We start from the raw sequence: 19,176 nt of genomic DNA, 5'->3' as shown, positions 1-19,176 counted from the left end.
TTTCAAATTTAAAAATCTCAAATCAATTACAATATGACCTATAAAATGGAGCAAACCATGCGCTGGTATGGCCCAAACGACCCAGTAAGTCTAAGAGATATACTACAAGCAGGAGCGACAGGAATCGTGACTGCTCTCCATCATATTCCAAATGGAGAAACCTGGTCAAGAGAAGAAATCAAAAAACGTAAAAATACTATCGAAGCTGCTGGCCTGACTTGGTCAGTTGTGGAATCTGTACCAGTTCACGAAGTAATTAAGACACGTTCTGGGAATTACCTTCAGGTAATCGAAAACTATAAGGAAACGCTCCGAAATCTTGCTGCTGAAGGCATTTATACAGTTTGTTATAATTTCATGCCTATTCTAGATTGGACTAGAACAGATCTTGAATTCGAACTTCCAAATGGCGTAAAAGCTTTGCTTTATGAAAAGAAAGCGGTTCAGGCTTTTGACCTTTTTATTCTGGAAAGACCAGAAGCAAAAGCTGAATATTCGGCAGAAGAATACGCCGAGGTGAAGGCATATTACGAAGCCCTAACTCCTGCAAAGCATCAAATGATTTTCGACAACATCCTCAAAGGCTTACCTGGTTCTGAGATTGGATATACGTTGGAAGAATTCAAAACCATGCTAGCAACTTACGATGGAATTGATGCAGCCAAACTAGCAGATCATTTGCGATTATTTTTGGATGAAATTGTACCAGTGGCAGAAGAGAATGGCATGTGCGTAGCGATTCATCCAGACGATCCTCCCTTCCCTTTGTTTGGTCTTCCACGTATCATGAGCACAGCGGATGATGCTCGAAGAATTCTGAGAGATCAGCCGAGTCCTGCCAATGGCCTAACTTTCTGTACTGGTTCCTTTGGAGTAAGAGCTGACAACGATCTTCCTGCGATGGTCAAGGAATTTGGCGATCACATTCACTTCATCCATTTGCGAAGCACCAAAAGAGATGAGCATGGTAATTTCTTTGAGGACAATCACTTGGAAGGAAATGCGAATTTGGTGGAGGTAATAGATGCTGTGATAGATGTCCAGCAAAAACGAGGCAAAAGCCTTCCGATGAGACCAGATCATGGCCATTTGATGCTAGACGATTTGAATAAAAAAACCAACCCAGGCTATTCAGCTATTGGAAGGCTGAAAGGTCTTGCTGAAATCCGAGGAGTAGAAGCAGGTTTGCTTTATACCAAATCAAAATGACCGAAAAAGAGAAAATGCTTGCAGGCGAGCTCTACCAAGCCGGAGACCCGGAATTGGTAGCTGCACGTCTGAAAGTACGAAAACTGGTAAAATCCCTCAATGATTCAGATCCAGAGGATACCGAGTTTCGGATTTCTCTCATTCGAAAAATCTTTGGGAAAGCAGGTAAAAACTTTTGGGTTGAACCTCCTTTCTACTGTGACTACGGATCAAATATTGAAGTTGGAGATGATGTATTCTTCAACTTCAATTGCGTTGTCCTGGATGTTGTCAAAGTTACACTCGGTGATAGAGTACTTGTAGCTCCCAATGTGCAGTTTTATCCAGCTACCCACCCGCTCGATCCAGTTGTGAGAGGAGAAATGTGGGAATATGGCAAGCCAATCAGTATAGGAAATGACGTTTGGATCGGAGGATCAGCCGTGATTTGCCCCGGAGTTACCATCGGCGACAGGACAGTAATTGCAGCTGGGGCGGTAGTTACCAAGAGCTTTCCTGCAGATGTGGTCATTGGTGGCAATCCTGCTAAAGTCATTAAGAATCTGAAGTAACTACCGTTTGTGTGACTAGAACTGAAGTTGGAGTGTCTGGCTTGGATTTTATATTTTTCGAATGACTCAAATGCCGAATTGGTGAAATTTCCTGAGCTGTCTTGTATTTCCTTTATATTGCTAAACATTTGCTTATTTTTGGGCACAATAGTTTTTAACCCTTTTGTTTTGACTGAATAAAATCGTGCTTGTCTGCCTCATTCAGGCCTGACAAAACCGTCACAAACTGTGATGATATAATCCAAGCGAGATTCTTCACAATAGTTATCGGGATAGCATTAAAAAATCAATAGTATTATATGAAATCGAGCATGATTCAAGAATCACACAGAGTGGTGATTATTCAACTTGCGAGATTCCATGTGACCTTAAAAAATCTAATTATAAACACATGAAACGAGTATTAGTAAGTGGTGGTGGCGGATTTCTAGGTAGCCATCTTTGTGATAGACTTCTGAAAGAAGGAAATGAAGTCCTTTGTGTAGATAATTTTTTTACAGGAAATCGAAGAAACATTCATCATCTACTGGACAACAAGAATTTTGAATTATTAAGACACGATGTTACACATCCGCTTTATGTAGAAGTAGATGAAATCTATAATTTAGCTTGTCCTGCCTCCCCTGTTCATTACCAGTTTGACCCAGTTCAGACTACAAAAACGTCTGTGATTGGCGCGATGAATATGCTGGGCTTGGCAAAGCGATTGAAAATCAAAATCCTTCAGGCTAGTACTTCGGAGATTTACGGAGACCCTGAAGTTCATCCTCAGCCAGAAAGCTACAAAGGAAGTGTAAATACCCTTGGTCCCCGGGCTTGCTATGACGAAGGAAAGAGATGTGCTGAAACACTCTTTTTTGATTATCACAGACAGCATAAGGTTGCGATTAAGGTGATGCGAATTTTCAATACCTATGGACCTAGAATGCATCCAAATGACGGACGTGTAGTAAGTAACTTTATCGTGCAGGCCCTTCAAGGAAAGGACATCACCATGTATGGAGACGGAATGCAAACCCGGTCTTTCTGCTACGTAGATGATAACATTGAGGGAATGTACCGATTGATGAATAGCCGAGATGGCTTCACTGGACCTGTGAATATTGGAAACCCCGGTGAATTCACTATGCTGGAACTTGCTCAACAGATCATCGAACTGACAAACAGTAAAAGTAAAATGATCTTCATGCCTCTTCCTCAGGATGACCCTATGCAGAGAAGACCGGTGATCGATCTAGCAAAAAAAGAATTGGATTGGGAACCTACAGTGAACCTAAGAGAAGGCCTAATCAAAACGATAGAATACTTTGAATCAGTAATCTAAAAAAGCCACCAATCAATACACAAAAAGCCATCAAATGATGGTTTTTTTTATTTCATAGCATTTTGAATAGCTTCCTTCTCGAAGTCAGAATCGTAATCAGGATTCTTTATCATCGGAACCGGCGCTCTATAATCTCCTCTCCATTTTTCCAATTTCTGTAAAAGCTCCTGAGCCTTCACCGGGTTTGAAGTAGCAAGGTTTTTTGACTCAGAAGGGTCACTTTTTAGGTTAAAAAGTTCTAGCCCTCCATCTTCAAAATACTGGTGCAATTTCCAATCTCCAGAGCGGATTACAGAACCCGGTCGAGTACGGAACAGCGGATCTCTGGATCCATCTTCCTTTGGATCATACGCTTCCAGATATATCGGGAAATGCCAGAACAGATCTCTTTCCTTCATCTTTCCATCAAAAAGTAAGGGTAGAATACTTTCTCCATCCAGCCTGAGCTCTTTCTCTGGTGCAATCAAGGCTTTGAGGGTGGGATAAAAATCCATCTGTACAACTGGAGTATTTTCTACTCCTGACTTAATCTGGTTTTGCCACTTGACAAGTAAAGGCACTCTAATTCCCCCTTCGTAGTAGCTACCCTTTCCTGCTCTAAGCGGATCTTGATAGCTTGTCGCGCGAATACCACCATTATCTGAAGTAAAAATTATAAGAGTATTTTCTACGAGCCTTAAGCTGTCCAGTATTCCCAAAAGCTTACCCACATTTTCATCCATACTCTGAATCATGGCTGCATAAACTGGGTTATGTTGCCCCTTGCTACCTTCCTTGTTTATATATTTTTCTACCAACTCCGGCTTGCCCATCAGCGGTGTATGAACAGTATAAAAAGGCAAATACAGAAAGAAGCGCTTCTCCTGGTTTTCTACAACAAATTTTATTGCCTCACTAGTCAAGCGATCAGTAAGGTATTCACCCTGCACTTCAGGTTCCAACTTGAAATTGTAAGGACTGAAATAGCCATCCTCTCCAGGATGGCCTCGTTGGCTACCCGCTACATTCACGTCAAATCCGTGGGTCTTCGGGTCATCAGAGATATGCCATTTACCAAAAACGCCTGTGGTATAGCCATTTTCTTTAAAAAACTTCCCAAGTGTATACAAACTGTCATTTATGACTTTTTCATTTGGCGAAGCAATTAATTGTCTGGTTCTCTTATCTCCGCGGTCTGCAGGATGTACCGTGTAAATTCCATGGGTCATAGGATATCTTCCTGTAATCATGGTAGCACGGCTTGGAGCACAGTTGGAAGCAGCGGCATAGGCATGCACGAAAACCTTACTTTCCTTACTCAATTTATCCAGATTCGGAGTTTCGTAATACTCCGAACCCATAAATCCCAAATCCGACCAGCCCAAATCATCCACATTAATCAGCACTACATTTGGCTTATTTGATCGCTCAGATATATTCTGAGAAAAAGAACTCCCAACTACAAATAGGAGAAGCAAATTGAATAGGATATATTTTTTCACAGACAGAGAATTTTACTAAGTAATGACTTTAAAACTTTCAGATACCCATTTAATGAAGGTTTCGACTCCGCTCAACCTGACAACTCTAAACCTTCTCACTTTCCAACATTTCCACTTGCCAACTGCCAACCGAGAACTGCCAACTTCCTCCATCTTCTCAATCCTTCGTCACCTTACTCCCCCACCAGTCCGCATTTGGGGTATATCCAGGACTTAGCATTTTCACTCGCTCAGCCTCTAAATTTGGCATCCTCACATTTTTATTTCTATCCAAAACTTCCTGATGCAAGACCGCATCATACTCAGGATCATCCATTGGCTGATTTGCACCAGTTTTTTCCAGATACTTCAATAAATCTGCCGTAAGTTTTCTAGTCACTTTTGGGTTTTCAACAGCTAAGTCAGTCTGCTCACTTGGGTCTTTTGCCAGATCATACAACTCCACACTTTTATCTTCCCAATAATAAATCAGCTTCCAATCTCCTTCACGGATAATGGAACTAGGATCACCGCCCTGATTGCCATAGTGCGGATAATGCCAATAAAGCGGTCGAGAAGCTAGTTTCTTCTTTTGCATCGCCGGAGCTAAGCTCACCCCTTCAACATCAACTCCTGCTGGCATTTTTACATTTGCAAGTTCCAAAAGGGTTGGGTAAAAATCTATCCCGCTGGCCGGCACATCCAAGGTGATCAATTCTTTCTGCCCTGGTACCTTGATAAAATAAGGCACCCGAAGCCCACCTTCCCACTGATATCCTTTGCCGCCTCTTAGTGGCAAATTGGATGTGGAAAAAGCATCTCCTGAAGCTACGCCACCATGATCTGAGGTGAATACGATAATGGTATTTTCATCCAAGCCAGCTTTCGCCAACGCTTCTGTCACCACACCTACCGCATCATCCATCGCCTCTACTAACCCCGCATAAACAGGATTATCTTGAAACTGTCGAATCGGAAGTCGCCTTTCCATTTCAAAGCCATGGTCAGCGATTCCGTGAGCATCAGCTTTGGCTCTATATTTTGTCCACTTCTCTTCTGTAGTCTGTATCGGGCCGTGTACTGCGTAAAAGGATAGCATAGCAAAAAACGGTTTTTGGTGATCTTGGCCGATGAACTTGGCAGTTTCGGTAGCTAGGCGCATACTTAGGTTTTCACCATCCGGTCCTTGTTCCATTTTTGGGTTTTGATAGGGAGCAAAATAGCCTCCATTAGGACTGCCAGCGGAATACCCACCAATATTGGTATCAAAGCCATGGTCTTCAGGATAAGAACCCTCTCCGCCCAAGTGCCATTTTCCTGCAAAAAAAGTCTCGTAACCTGATTCTTTCAATGCTTCTGGAAGAGTTACATAAGAAGCCTTCAATGCGTGTTCGTAATTCGGCGGCAGTAATTTGGTATGTCTTCCGGCTTTTCTCCAGTCCTCTCCATAAGCCGCTCCTATCCAATCTGTCACCCCATGAACTGCCGGAGTCAGACCAGTCATTAAACTGGCTCTTGCCGGGCTACAAACTGGCGAAGCGGTATATCCCTGGGAAAACTGATAGGATTTTGCTGCGAGCTCATCGATATGCGGAGTCTCGTAGAAAGAACTACCCGTCACACTAAGGTCATGATAACCTAAATCATCCACCAGGATAAATACAATATTGGGTTGCTCGGCAGATTGGGCAAAAGCCTGATAAAACCCGAGCATGAGGCATGCTAGTGGGAAAAGTTTCTTCAGCATAAGAGGATTAAAATGGGTTGAAATAACTAAGATGATCAAGATATGGGGAAAACAAAAGATTAAATGTGATAAAGGGGAGATTGTCGGTTGTCAGTTATTAGTTGTCAGTTGGCGCCCTGGTTCTCTTGCATTTGTCTGAGTTACTTTTTGGTAATATGAAATTGAAAATCCTTAGGTCAGGTTTCGAAATAGTAAATTTCAAACAACCGGAATTGAAAATAACATCCTGACAGGATATTTGACCTTTAGTCCTCCAAAATTCAATTTTCGAATTATCTTGCCAACAATCTTTTTTAAAAAAAACTACCTGTGCAAGAAAAAACAACAGAAGAAGTTCAAGAAAAATTACCCAGAAACCTAGGTCTTTGGGGTGTATGGATGTTGGTAGTCAATGGATTGATTGGTGCCGGTATTTTTGGACTGCCTTCGGGAGCAGCCAGACTTGCAGGTGAATACAGTGTGTTAATCTATGTTTTTTGTGCGCTCTTGATGCTTCCTGTGATTTTGAGCTTTGCAGAGATCGGCAGTTACTTTCGTGGTACAGGCGGACCTATACGATATGGAAAACTGGCTTTTGGCTCATTTGTGGGCTTTCAGGGAGGCTGGCTGTACTATCTGGCTCGATTAATTTCATTTGCAGCGAATACCGTCTTGCTCACAGACAGCATCGCCTATTTCTTTCCAGTCATGGGTGATGGAATTGGTCGATTGATTTCATTAGCCCTGACCTGTGGGCTTCTCAGCCTGATTAATATCCTGGGTTCCTCAGAGTCCATTCGCTCTATGACCATTTTTACGATTATCAAATTTTCTGTATTAATCGGATTGGTATTCGGAGGTTTCTTACTGATCGGGCCTGACGTCATACCTAGATTTGATAGTCCATTGCCAACTGGCTCAAATTTGGGTGCAGCCACCTTACTTTTGATTTATGCCTTTGTGGGATTTGAGGGAGCGATCGTGCCAGCGGGTGAAGCCAAGCAACCGAAGCGAGACATGCCTTTAGGTTTAATTCTTGGTTTGGTAGTAGTCACTGGCATTTATATGCTGATCCAGCTGGTGTCACAGGCTGCCGTACCCAATCTGGCAGAAAGCAGCAGTCCACTTCTAGATGCTTCTTCTGCCCTATTTGGAAGTATTGGAGCAGTAATTCTGATGATTGGCGTAGCTACTTCAGTCTTAGCTAATCTGATTAGCTCGATGTTTTCTGCCTCCAGAATCACCTATGCTTTGGCTTTGGAAAAATCGCTTCCAAGCTGGTTTGGGGCGGTAAGCAACAAGTTTTTGACTCCGGCTAATTCAGTTTTCTTCTTTGGAGTAGCCGCTTTTGTATTGGCTGCGATGGGCTCCTTTACCTTTTTGGCCGCCATGACTGTATTATCCCGATTGTTTCTTTTCATCATGACCTGTGCGGCGATACCGGTTCTGAGACCAAAGTTTCGTGATCAGGGATACTTCATCCTCAAAGGCGGATACCTCATCCCAATACTGGGAATTTTTGCTTGCCTATGGCTGATGCTGCAGGTGAGTTGGACCTCCATTTGGCTCACTGCCGTTTTGATTGGAGTTGGAACAGGCTTGTATTGGTTGGGGAAAGCGCAGAAGTAAATCTCTACTACCATCATGATAACGATTGCATAACTTGGAGACGCCCTATGATCTCGCGTGTTATTAAATGGTACAACTAGTATGATTTCAAATGAGTTTTAGTAAGACAGATTGTTTAACCCTATCCTAGGGCAAACCAAATCAGTCTAATTCCAAAACCTATCATGACTATGCCGACGGCTTTATTTAGCCAAAACATAAATTTTGCGGTTACAAATTGAGCTAATTTCTGGGCTATATAGGCCTTGATAAGATCAATTACAAAAACAGTAAGAAGTATTCCCAAGTAATAGGACCAAATATCTGTGGTGTCAAAATCGGCTTTTAAGTGAACCAAGCTGGCAATGGAAATCCAGAATAAGAGTACAAATGGATTGATTCCATTGATGCTAAATCCTTTGAGAAATGCACTTCGCTTTTTGGCTCTGCGCAACCCTTCCACCACTGCATCAGGCTTGGCATCTTGCTTTTTTACCAAATAGCTTATTCCAAAACCAATAAGTATAGCTCCTCCCACATAAGCTAAAATAGATTCGAAATAAGTGGCTTCGGCTAGAAACTTGACTCCATAAAAACTGAGTAATACGTAAAGTGTGTCCGAGGTGAGTATGCCCAAAGCAACCATTGCAGCATAGCGAAAGCCCTTTTCGAGACTACTTTGGATAAGGGTGAAAAAAACGGGACCAATCATTGCTGAAAGCAATAATCCCATACTGACTCCTTCAAGCAGTGCTTCACTCACAGCTTGATGTCTCTAGTAGTTAAAAATGCTTGCCAATTTGCAGCTTTATCGCCTTTGAGCACTCTCGGGAATTTGTAAGAACCTCCTTCTTTTCCTTGTGCTTTCAGCCAATCATAAAAAACAGAAGATGGTATTACGGAGACAATCACATCCCGTAAAGCATGGTTTCTTTCCACAGCATAATCATCATTGAGAACTTTCAGATACTTATCAATGGTGTCACTTAAGGTTTTCGACTCAATAGCTGCATCAAGTCCTATAAACCAATGATGGGCAAACAAAGTACCATGCGGAACCCCAATCACGGTGAATTCACGGATATTTAAATCCTGTTCTTCAGCGGTGAGTTCTATGGCTTTATTCATATTATCAACAGAAAGATGCTCTCCGCAAAGACTCAAGAAATGCTTGGTGCGACCGGTAATTATTATCTCTGATTCCTCCTTGGATACAAAACGTACCACATCACCTATCAGGTAACGCCAAGCTCCTGCGCAGGTGCTAATCAGAAGCGCATAGTCCTTCCCTACCTCTATTTCATCTATTTTCAGGGTATTTGCATCGGGTTTGATATTTCCATCCTCGTCAAAGTTTTCTGTAGTAAAAGGCACGAACTCATGAAAAATCCCATTATTGAGAACCAAACGCATGGATTTACGATTTGGCAAGGCCTGGAAAGCCAAAAATCCCTCGGAAGCTAAGTAAGTTTCCAAATACAGTAATGGCTTGCCCAAGAGCTTTTCAAATCCTTTTTTATAAGGCTCAAAGGAAACGCCTCCATGAACGAAAATCTGCAGGTTTGGCCAGATCTCATGGATATTCTCTACCTGATAGTGAGCAATTATTTTTTCTATCAGGATCTGAAGCCAAGCCGGTACCCCAACGATAATCCCGATATCCCAGGACTTCGCTTTCTCTACAATTTGGTCTAGTTTATCTCCCCAGTTTTTGCTTCGTGAAATCTTTTTCCCTGGCTTATAAAATCGCTGAAACCAAATCGGTAATCTTCCTGTGGTAATCCCACTCAGATCTCCGGAGAAATAAGTGCCATTAAACTCCAAATCTGTACTTCCACCCAACATCAAAATCCCTTTGGTCAGCAAAGAAGCTGGGAGATCATATTTGGAAAGTGAAAGAATTTGGCGCACCCCTGTTCTACGAATAGCTTTCACCATATCTCTGGTGATGGGAATGAATTTGGAGGTAGCACCAGAAGTACCACTGCTCAGGGCGAAATGCCTAACCGGACCCGGCCAAGTGACATTTGATTTCCCTTCTAGCAGTTTGTGCCACCATTCCTCGTGAATTCGGTTATAATCATAAATAGGTACTTGAGATTTATACATCTCATAAAAATCATCCTTTCCCTTTCGGAAGCTTTTAAGGATTTTACCAAAATCATATTTCCGCCCAATCTCTGTTTCAGCAGCATGAATCAGTAATTTCTTTAATTCCTGACGCTGTAGCTCCAAAGGGTGAGAGTACTCCTGCTCTAGACTCTCTCTCAGACGTATGCCTTTTTTTAGTAAAGTACTAATGATCGCCATATCTTTGTTTTAGGCCTTCTTTAAAAATAGTAAAGCATAAAAATAGAAAATGGACATCAAAGCCAACCTCGAAAAAGTAAAAAAAACATTCATAAATCAGGAATGTTTCTTAGTTGCTGTAAGTAAGACAAAGCCTTTGGAAGATCTAAAAGTGGCCTATTCGGCTGGAATCAGAGACTTCGGAGAGAATAAAGTGCAAGAACTCCAAGCCAAACAACCTGAAATGCAAGCTGATGTCCACTGGCATATGATCGGTCACCTACAAAGTAATAAGGTCAAATACATAGCTCCCTTCATACACCTGATTCATGGCGTGGATTCTTTCAAGCTGTTAAAAGAAATCAATAAGCAGGGAAAAAAGGTAGATAGAAAAATAAATGTGCTACTTCAAATGCACATTGCCGAGGAGGAAAGTAAGTTCGGTTTTGATTCCAAGGAATTGAATGAAATGCTGTCAAATCCTGACTTTTTGAACCTAAGTCATGTGATTATTCAAGGACTAATGGGAATGGCTACTTTTACAGAAAATAAAGATCAGGTGAGGAAGGAGTTCAAAGGACTTAAGACACTTTTTGAAGAGCTAAAAGGGCGTGAACTTCCGGGTTTTGTACAGCTGAAAGATATATCCATGGGAATGAGTGGGGATTACCTTATCGCTCAGGAGGAAGGAAGTACCATGGTAAGAATAGGCTCAGCAATTTTTGGAGAGAGAGGTTAAGATTTGGGATTTGAGATTTGGGATTTGGGATTTGGTATCCAATTGCATTGATATTTATATACCCGCTATGGGATTTATTATTCCCAGAAATTTCTAAAAATCGAAGTAAACCAACAGAAAATGCCTTAATTCGCTGAATTAGGGCATTTTCTGTTAGTGGCATTAGGATTGAAATTCTAGGAAAGTAGAAGTTCAAACAATAATTAAATTATCACATCATGAGTTCATTATTATATCTTATCGCAGTCATTCTATTGATTGGCTGGATAATCGGAGTATTTATTTACAGTGTCACTGGCCTTATTCACATTCTTCTAGTATTAGCATTAGTTGCTGTTATTTTCCGATTGATTGGAGGTAGATAGTTTGGGGAGGACTAAAAAATTGGAAGATTGGAAGAATGGAAAATTAAGAGATTAGAAGATTTGGGGATTCGGAATTGCTGAAAAACCATTGAATTCAGGGTCATTTCGACAACCGCAGGGAGGAGAAATTTCATTAGGCCTACTGATGAGATTTCTTCTCCCATTATTTTTTGAGACCTAATATAGGTTTCCTTTCGCTCGTCGAAATGACGGGTAGGTAGATGAAATTGATTGGAAAATTGGAAGATTAGGAGATTTGGGGAATCGGGATTCGGGATTGGGAATTGCTGAAAAACCATTGAATTCAGGGTCATTTCGACGACTGCAGGGAGGATAAATCTCATTAGGTCTACTGATGAGATTTATCCTCGCGTTATTTTTTGGGAATTAATCCACCTATCGTTTCACTCGTCGAAATGAGGGGTAAGAAGGTTCATTTGGACGGAAATATAAAAAAGTACTAAACTCCGGCAAGCTGCAATACCATTCACCGACAATTGAGTGCAATTCGACTATAGATTATTTCAACTGACCCATAATCCCAAATTTTAGATTTTTCTATTTATGACATTTGTGACAAGCAATCTGGAATAGCACGATACAAGTTGCGATATCCTTTAGCCAATCAAGTTTGCACAAAACATAAATTAATAGAATTTATATAAAGCAGTAGTTAGAGTAGAAAAGGAGCGCAGAATAAGTTGTTTGTTCACCCCCACCCCCGGCTTGCCCTGATTAAATCTCCAACCGAATAATCAATAAACATGGTAAATCTCACGGATCTAATTATCACCCACTATGGGACTAATCAATCGGATCAAATAGTAGACAGCTATGAAATGATTAAAGGAATAATTGTTGATTTTGAAGGGCAAGCCAATTTTAATATCAAACTTGACAACACGTTGCCCTTAATAAACGGTGACCCAAAGCAACTGAAGCTACTTTTTAAAGATTTCATCAGAAAAGCATTCGAACTATTCAATGGCTTCATCGGAGAAATCAACATCACCCACATTAAAGATTCTAAATCCTGGATTTTTGCATGTTTTGCGATAAGCCTTCAAAATGAAGACGCGAAAAGGTACTCAGCTAACTTGTCTGAAATAGTCAATGAATTCAACTTGGCGATTTCAAAAAAGTCTCTTTCCAGAAAAGCAGATGTAATCTTAAGTTTTTGAATTAGAACACTATGGAAACACCCTCTTTAAAGTATTTGAAAGAATTGTCAAAAGGCAACAAAAATTTCGAAATGAAAATTTTCAAATTATTGCTTGATGAACTCCCAACTGAGTATGCTACTTACCAACATGCCATCAGCACTAATAATTACTATTGGGCTGCAGAAGTCGTACATAAGATCAAACACAAAGTGGCTTTCTTTCAAATGAAAGAGGCTTTAACCCTTACTGAGAAGCATGAAACAGCTTTAATGTCAGGAAATTTAAATTATCAACTAGATTTTCAGGAAGTTATGAGTAATATTCTTAAATTTCTTCCTGAACCATATGAGTAGATATGAACTGCATTATCATTGACGACGAAAGTGTGTCAAGAGAAATACTAACTTTTTTATGTGAAAAAGAGCCTGATTTGGAGGTCCTAGGAAGTTTTTCAAATGCCATGGATGCATTTAGATTCCTCAACAAGGAACAGGTAGACCTGATATTTTTGGATGTTCATATGCCAGGATTCAGTGGCTTTGATTTTATTCAAACCTTGAAAAAGCCACCGCATATCATTTTGACTACTTCAGACCAAAGTATTGCCATACATGCCTTTGATTATGAAAGTATCATTGATTTCTTAGTGAAGCCTATAAACCCAGATCGATTAAAAAAAGCAATCAGTCGAGTCTTCAAACTATATAAAAAGGAGGTCAAAACTGCCCCTCAAACGAATTTAGATAATGGGGATAAGAATCAATTTTACATCAACATTGATAAGCGTCTGATAAAACTCAATGCAAATGAGGTCAATTTGATTGAAGCACAGGGTGATTATGCCCTTATTAAGTTAGACAATCAGGAGTTTAAAGTTCACAGTACACTCTCAAAGATTTTCGAAAAATTATCTCCTGATTCATTTTTCCAAGTTCATAGATCCTATATCATCAACCTTCATAAAATAATTGATATACAGGACAATACCGTCCTAATTCAAAAATCAGTAATCCCTATCAGCAGATCAAGGCGAGCTGAACTGATGAGCAGGCTTAACCTGATTTAAATCCAACAGGTTTGCCATTTAATCACCTAATTCCTGCTTTTGCAATTGAATCTGGTTTAGTACCAATTCAATTTCATTTCTCATCAGATCTAATTTTTCCAAAAGTAGGTTCTTGTCAAAAACAGAAACTTGCTCAAACCCTGTAGCCATTTTTGCTAGGATTGGCATACCGGAAGATACAGCAGTACCATAAAGTTTATGACTTGCCTCATTCAATCCATCCAAATCCTCCTCCTCTATTCTCATATTCATGTCATGGAGAGATCCCTTCAATTCAGCTTTTACCGTGTCTAAAATCCTAGCTAACACCTGTTTATTATTATCGGTATAATTAATTAAGGTATTTTTGGAATAGTGGTTTTCAGAAACAGCTTGGGAATTAGCTGTAGTATGGACTACAAGCCACTTTTTAAATACTTCTCGCAGGGTGGCTTCTACTACTGGTTTTACTACAAAATCGTCCATCCCAGCTTCCATGCATTTCTCCCGTTCTCCTTTTACATTTCCAGCTGTAAGGGCAACAATTGGCACTTGGCTGTCCTTAGTAATTGCCCGGATGTTTCTGGTGGCTTCATAACCATTCATTTCAGGCATTTGTAAATCCATCAGAATAAGGTCAGGCATTTCCATTTTACAATATTCTAAAGCCTCTACCCCATTAATTGCTTTAATTAAAATGGCGTTTGGAAAGGTGCGCTCAATAATAGTTTCTGCAAGTAGCATATTCACCCTATTGTCTTCGGCAATTAAAATTTTGTACTGCGTCTGCTGTAGCGCGACACTCTCTTTTTTTGCACTTAAATTAACTTCCTCTAGGCTGTGTAAGCGGGAAAGGGCATAATAAAAATCCTGAAGTTTGATGGGCTTCACCAAGCGATGCTTCACGCCAAGCTCCTTACAAACCTGAAGTATTTTTTGATCATCTGAAGAACTTTGGAGTAAAATCACAGGCATCTTATTTAAATCTGCCACAAAGCTCTCTTTGATCTTCTTTATGGTCTCCAGACCATCCATAAATGGCATATGGTAATCCATTAAGATCACATCAAAATGCTCGCCTGTAGCCAAAACCTGAAGGGCTTCAAGACCATTAGTGGCTTCCTTGGATTGGATGTTTTTCAATAATAGCATCTGGCTGACAATTAGCCTGTTGTTTTCATTGTCATCTACCACCAAAACCTTTTTGATTTCATCAATGTCAAACCATTCTATAGGTTCTCCCATTTCTGTTTCTAGGGTCACTTCAAAAAAGAAGGTACTCCCTCTGCCAATATTGGAAATCAATTGCAACTTGCTATCCATTAACCCAAGAAGACGATTGGAGATAGTTAAACCCAAGCCTGTGCCACCATATTTCTTGGTAGTGGAACTATCCTCCTGGGAGAAAGCTTCAAAAATCTTTTTTTGTTTATCAGGATGAATTCCAATCCCGGTGTCTCTAACCGAAAATCTTAATCTAGAATGATCGCCTATAGATTCCAGGTTCTCGACTTTCAATTCAATTTCACCTTGTTCAGTGAATTTGGAGGCATTGCCCAATAGATTGACCAAAACTTGCTTCAGTCTATCCGAATCAGCATAGATAAATCTAGGAAGGTCACTTTCTATATTAAGAAGCATTTCTAGCCCCTTATTCTGAATCTGATAGGTAGTAATATCAGTAGCCTGAGCGCACATTTCGTAGAGATCAGCCTTATCAATATCCAGTTCGAGTTTACCTGCTTCTATTTTGGAAAAATCCAAAATATCATTGATTATACTCAGAAGGGCATTTCCAGATTGATTGACTATAGATAAGTATTGATGCTGTGTCTCATTCAATTTCGTTTTGAGCACCAAGTCAGTAAATCCAATAACTCCATTCAGTGGGGTTCTGATTTCATGACTCATATTGGCCAAAAACTCAGATTTTGTTTTACTCGCTTCTTCTGCCTGGCCTTTGGCCAATTTTAATTCTTCCCGCTGATTGATGAGCGAGGTGATGTTTTGTGTGGAAATCATCATCCCTCCAATCTCCCCATCGTGTAGATACCAAGGGCGCATTTCCCAAGTCACATATTGTGGCTTATCATATCCCTGAAGAGTTAATACCTCTTCTTCTTTTTTCTCTATAGCTCCGTTTAATACCCGCTTATGCCTTTCCACCACAGTAGGAGTCATACTGTCCGCAAAAACATCGTAATGTGATTCACCGATCAAAGCTTTACCGCTTAACTTATATTCATCTATCCATCGATTTGAAACAGCGAGGTAGCGCATTTCTTTATCCAGCATGGCAACAGCTGCAGGCGTATGTTTCACAAAAGCAGATAGTCTACTCTTTTCATTGATAAGGTCAAGCTCTATTTTTCTATTTTCCGTAATATCAATTGCTACACCTAAGTATCCTATGCTTGTAAAATCAGGATCTTTTATTGGAGTAATAATCAATGAAACCAAACGCTTATCTCCATCTTTTCTCAGGTATGTCCAGATTCTTTGCTCGGAACCATCTCTCTCAGGTCGAGCTATGAAAATTTCAAATCCTGAAACTGGTCTTCCAAATTCCTCCGAAAGTTCTGATCCAAGCTCCTGGACTTCTTCCTCTATATGAATAACTGCTGGGGTATGCTTTCCAACCATTTCCTCCGAGGAGTAACCCAGCAGTTTTTCTGCTCCACTATTAAAAACAGTGATTATTCCAGTTAGATCAGTGGCAATAAAGCTTACCTCTGAAGAAGCACTAAATACATCATCCAGTGTTTTTTTGGCCCTTGCCGCTTCCAACTCAATCTTCTTTCTTTCATCAATATCCTGAAATGTACCAAATACACGAGTACATCTCCCATCAGTAAATTCTGGGTGCCCAATTGTCCGCACCCATAATACATTCCCTTTTTGGGTGAGGAGCTGCAATTCTAGATCCCAGGGCTCTCCAGTAGCAACCGCCTTTTCAACAGCTTCCGAAATTTTATTTCTGCTTTCCCCTTCCTTATAAAAATTGATCCCGGTCTCGATGTTCGGTTCAAAATCATCCTCAGCTTCATGAATTAATCTGGTGACGGGTGTCCAAAGCACTTTTTTACTAATAAGGTCTAGACTCCAGCCTCCAACTCTCGCTACTTTACCCGTTTCCTCCAGCAATTGCTTTGTTTTCTTCAGATCCTCCTGAAGTTCTGACCGAGAAGTAATATCAATAGCGTTACCGATCACATAGGTGGAATCATCCACCTTGCTTTTCTCCAATACATTATTGAATAGCCAAATGCGGGGAGAACCATTTTTGTGTTTGGTTATCATCTGCCCATTGGCTTTGCCCTTGGCTAAAATTACTTTTAGATAATTCTCAAGTTCATCATGTTTATCGGTGGGCATAATATCATAAAGGCTCATCGCATTTATTTCACTCACCGTGTATCCTAAAATCTCAGCTCCAGAAGAATTGACAGTCAGAAAATTACCCTTTAGATCATGCGTACACATGAGTCCTTGAGAATTCTCGAAAAATGACCTGAGCTTCTCCTCACTTTCTACAAGCTTTAATTCCTTTTTTCTTTCCTCCGAAATATCTCTTCCAATTGCGAAGATATTTCCTGTATCAGGTTCTGGAGAAGCCATCCATTGAAGTACCTTATAGGAACCATCAATGGTTTTGAAGCTATGTATGAAGTTAATCGTAGGGATCCCATTGGATAATTTTTCCAATTCCAAAGCAGTTTTGTCCACATCATCAGGATGAATCAATTCAAAGAGAGATTTGTGCAACAAAGTATCTATATCCCATCCCAGGATTTGATGAAAAGAGGGGCTCACCTTTTTAAAAAAACCATCTGTTCCTGCTACGCAAACTAGGTCCGACGAGAACTTAAAGAGTTTTTCATAGTGATTGAGCTCTATATTGATTTTCCTGTCACGAACCATACTCATCAGACCACCTGCTAGAATCTTTAATCCGGTGATCTGTTCCTCATGCAGCGTTTTGGACTCCAGGTCCAGCATAGCCAAAGCTCCTAAGAGATTCCCATGAATATCCTTAACCGGAAGAGCAGCGAAAAAATTAAACCCTTTTTCTCTTAATGGAATGTCGAAATCCTGACCCTCCTTTGACATTAGAATAATCTCCGAACGCTGAAGTGCTGAAAAAGTAGAGTCCAGATCAGAAGAAGCAATATTTTGAGTCTCCCCTTGCATAGATTTTATCCAAACCTTATCAGCCCCGAAAAAGTAGATTAATCCCGTAGAGGCAGCCGAAATCATCGTGGAGAGTTTGGCTATACCGTCCAACTCTATATCCTTATTTGTATTTAGGATTTGTAGTCCTTCTAGTGATTTTAATCTAGAACTGTCTCCATATGAGTGATTCATATTTTGCATTGTATCAAAGTAATCTTGGGAGTTGAAACTGCGGAAAATGTAGTCAGGAGGGAATTATAAAAGTTAAAATATCTGTTTAAGAATTAGGTGAAAAATTTTATGAACTAAAACTAGTAAAGGAAATCGGAAGAATAAAGCTCTGATGATTAAAAAATTAAAACATGTTTGGGATTGGTGTAATGGAAGATTGGAAAATTGAAAGATTGGGAGATTAGGAGATTTGGGGATTGAGAGATTAGGGATTAGGGATAAGGGATTCATTTCAGGGTCATTTCGATGTACAAAGGGAGGAGAAATCTCATTAGGTCAAGTCAAGGGATTTCTCTTCGCGCTGGTAATGTGAAAATAATCCGGCTATCGTTCCACTTGTCAAAATGACGTAGATTGAGAGGATTTTAATGGAGAATAAGTAGTATGTTAATTCCTCAATCCCAAAATACTTCTGGCTCGTTCCAGATCTTCCAACGTATCGATTGCCACAGCATGATGAACTGTGGAAACCATCCGGATCTTAAACCCATTTTCAAGCAGCCGCAATTGCTCAAGCATTTCAACCTTTTCCAGCGTACTTTTCTCCAAAGAAGTAAAGTGAATCAAGGCTTCTCTTCTATAGGCATATATTCCTATATGCTTCCAATACTGAAGGTCTCTGATTTTATCCCGATTGTATGGAATAGGTGATCTTGAAAAATAGAGGGCATCACCTTTAAGATCGGTAATCACTTTAACAAAATTTGGATTTTGGGCTTCATCCTCAGAAATCAAAGTTTTCAGTGAAGCAATTTCCACTGTTTTATTCTCAAATACTCCTACAAGGTCTTTCAGGGATTTTTCATCTTGAAAAGGTTCATCTCCCTGGACATTCACAATGATATCGGCCTCTACTTTTTCCAGTGCCTCTGCTATTCGATCGGAGCCACTTTCGTGAGCTGTCTCACTATAAAACACATTTCCTCCGACTTCCTCTACCTGCTTCTTTATCTCCAAATGATCAGTTACCACCCACACTTCATCAAAGACATTCGTCGCCAATGTGCTTAAATAGGTCCTCTGAATCACTGATTTACCTCCTAAATCTTGGACTAGTTTGGCAGGTAATCTGGTAGAGGCATATCTGGCGGGGATGAGAGCGGCAATTTTAGGCATATGGTAAATTTGAAATTAGGAAGTTGAAATATGAGATTTAAGAATCCAGCAGAATGACTAGTCCCCCTAGATTCTTCACAATTTTGGTTGGAAAACAGATGAGGGAAGTGCGATGAAGGTTCCACCCATAATTTCAACAATATTCATACTTATTCCCGCTTTCTACTCTATTCCAAT

The 19,176-nt window shown here is 40.3% G+C and carries 15 protein-coding genes; 9 read left to right on the top strand and 6 right to left on the bottom strand.

The window, feature by feature from the left end; genetic code table 11:
* Positions 1 to 33 precede the first annotated feature (33 nt).
* From uxuA to ACPUEN_RS02895, 3 genes are all read left to right on the top strand, one after another.
* The gene (uxuA, locus tag ACPUEN_RS02905; protein ID WP_111610460.1) at positions 34 to 1,209 is read left to right on the top strand and encodes a mannonate dehydratase; all 1,176 of its coding nucleotides are present in this window, start codon (positions 34 to 36) and stop codon (positions 1,207 to 1,209) included.
* The gene (locus ACPUEN_RS02900; protein WP_425638327.1) at positions 1,206 to 1,760 is read left to right on the top strand and encodes a sugar O-acetyltransferase; all 555 of its coding nucleotides are present in this window, start codon (positions 1,206 to 1,208) and stop codon (positions 1,758 to 1,760) included. The genes uxuA and ACPUEN_RS02900 overlap by 4 nt, the downstream gene beginning before the upstream one ends.
* A 391-nt stretch (positions 1,761 to 2,151) precedes the next feature.
* On the top strand, positions 2,152 to 3,084 hold the full coding sequence (locus tag ACPUEN_RS02895; protein WP_111610462.1) for a UDP-glucuronic acid decarboxylase family protein: 933 nt from the start codon (positions 2,152 to 2,154) through the stop codon (positions 3,082 to 3,084).
* A 47-nt stretch (positions 3,085 to 3,131) separates the two neighbouring features.
* Here the strand turns inward: ACPUEN_RS02895 and ACPUEN_RS02890 are convergent, their stop codons facing one another.
* Both ACPUEN_RS02890 and ACPUEN_RS02885 read right to left on the bottom strand, forming a co-directional pair.
* Positions 3,132 to 4,565, bottom strand: coding sequence for a sulfatase (locus ACPUEN_RS02890; RefSeq protein WP_425638326.1), 1,434 nt, complete (start codon positions 4,563 to 4,565; stop codon positions 3,132 to 3,134).
* Between the two features lie 157 nt (positions 4,566 to 4,722).
* The gene (locus tag ACPUEN_RS02885; protein ID WP_425638325.1) at positions 4,723 to 6,291 is read right to left on the bottom strand and encodes a sulfatase; all 1,569 of its coding nucleotides are present in this window, start codon (positions 6,289 to 6,291) and stop codon (positions 4,723 to 4,725) included.
* Positions 6,292 to 6,600: 309 nt separating this feature from the next.
* Here ACPUEN_RS02885 and ACPUEN_RS02880 point away from each other — a divergent pair, with 309 nt between their 5' ends.
* On the top strand, positions 6,601 to 7,899 hold the full coding sequence (locus ACPUEN_RS02880) for an APC family permease (RefSeq protein WP_425638324.1): 1,299 nt from the start codon (positions 6,601 to 6,603) through the stop codon (positions 7,897 to 7,899).
* Between the two features lie 121 nt (positions 7,900 to 8,020).
* Here ACPUEN_RS02880 and ACPUEN_RS02875 read toward each other — a convergent pair whose 3' ends face one another.
* Positions 8,021 to 8,641, bottom strand: a complete 621-nt coding sequence (locus tag ACPUEN_RS02875; protein WP_425638323.1) for a LysE family translocator — start codon at positions 8,639 to 8,641, stop codon at positions 8,021 to 8,023.
* A complete protein-coding gene (locus tag ACPUEN_RS02870) occupies positions 8,638 to 10,188 on the bottom strand; it encodes a GH3 family domain-containing protein (protein ID WP_425638322.1) in 1,551 nt (516 codons plus the stop codon). Before ACPUEN_RS02870 ends, ACPUEN_RS02875 begins: the two co-directional genes overlap by 4 nt.
* 49 nt (positions 10,189 to 10,237) lie before the next feature.
* Between ACPUEN_RS02870 and ACPUEN_RS02865 the strand changes: the two genes are divergently transcribed.
* The 5 genes from ACPUEN_RS02865 to ACPUEN_RS02845 all read left to right on the top strand — a co-directional run bounded on the left by ACPUEN_RS02865 (position 10,238) and on the right by ACPUEN_RS02845 (position 13,500).
* Positions 10,238 to 10,906 (top strand): YggS family pyridoxal phosphate-dependent enzyme, encoded by a 669-nt coding sequence (locus ACPUEN_RS02865; protein WP_425638321.1) that lies wholly within the window; start codon positions 10,238 to 10,240, stop codon positions 10,904 to 10,906.
* 218 nt (positions 10,907 to 11,124) lie between these two features.
* Positions 11,125 to 11,271 (top strand): lmo0937 family membrane protein, encoded by a 147-nt coding sequence (locus ACPUEN_RS02860; RefSeq protein ID WP_111610469.1) that lies wholly within the window; start codon positions 11,125 to 11,127, stop codon positions 11,269 to 11,271.
* Positions 11,272 to 12,035: 764 nt separating this feature from the next.
* The gene (locus ACPUEN_RS02855; RefSeq protein WP_425638320.1) at positions 12,036 to 12,452 is read left to right on the top strand and encodes a hypothetical protein; all 417 of its coding nucleotides are present in this window, start codon (positions 12,036 to 12,038) and stop codon (positions 12,450 to 12,452) included.
* Positions 12,453 to 12,463: 11 nt separating this feature from the next.
* The gene (locus ACPUEN_RS02850; protein WP_111610471.1) at positions 12,464 to 12,787 is read left to right on the top strand and encodes a hypothetical protein; all 324 of its coding nucleotides are present in this window, start codon (positions 12,464 to 12,466) and stop codon (positions 12,785 to 12,787) included.
* Positions 12,788 to 12,789: 2 nt separating this feature from the next.
* Positions 12,790 to 13,500 carry a LytR/AlgR family response regulator transcription factor gene (locus tag ACPUEN_RS02845; protein WP_111610472.1) on the top strand — a complete coding sequence of 237 codons (711 nt, stop codon included), beginning with the start codon at positions 12,790 to 12,792 and terminating at the stop codon, positions 13,498 to 13,500.
* Between the two features lie 18 nt (positions 13,501 to 13,518).
* Here ACPUEN_RS02845 and ACPUEN_RS02840 read toward each other — a convergent pair whose 3' ends face one another.
* The gene (locus ACPUEN_RS02840) at positions 13,519 to 17,844 is read right to left on the bottom strand and encodes a PAS domain S-box protein (RefSeq protein WP_425638318.1); all 4,326 of its coding nucleotides are present in this window, start codon (positions 17,842 to 17,844) and stop codon (positions 13,519 to 13,521) included.
* A gap of 426 nt (positions 17,845 to 18,270) precedes the next feature.
* Entirely contained in the window at positions 18,271 to 18,999 is a 729-nt protein-coding gene (kdsB, locus tag ACPUEN_RS02835; RefSeq protein ID WP_425638317.1) for a 3-deoxy-manno-octulosonate cytidylyltransferase, read from the bottom strand.
* Positions 19,000 to 19,176: the final 177 nt, after the last annotated feature.

This window comes from Algoriphagus yeomjeoni (genome assembly GCF_049821175.1).
Classification (GTDB): domain Bacteria; phylum Bacteroidota; class Bacteroidia; order Cytophagales; family Cyclobacteriaceae; genus Algoriphagus; species Algoriphagus yeomjeoni_A.
This window is presented reverse-complemented; position numbering and strand designations above follow the sequence as displayed.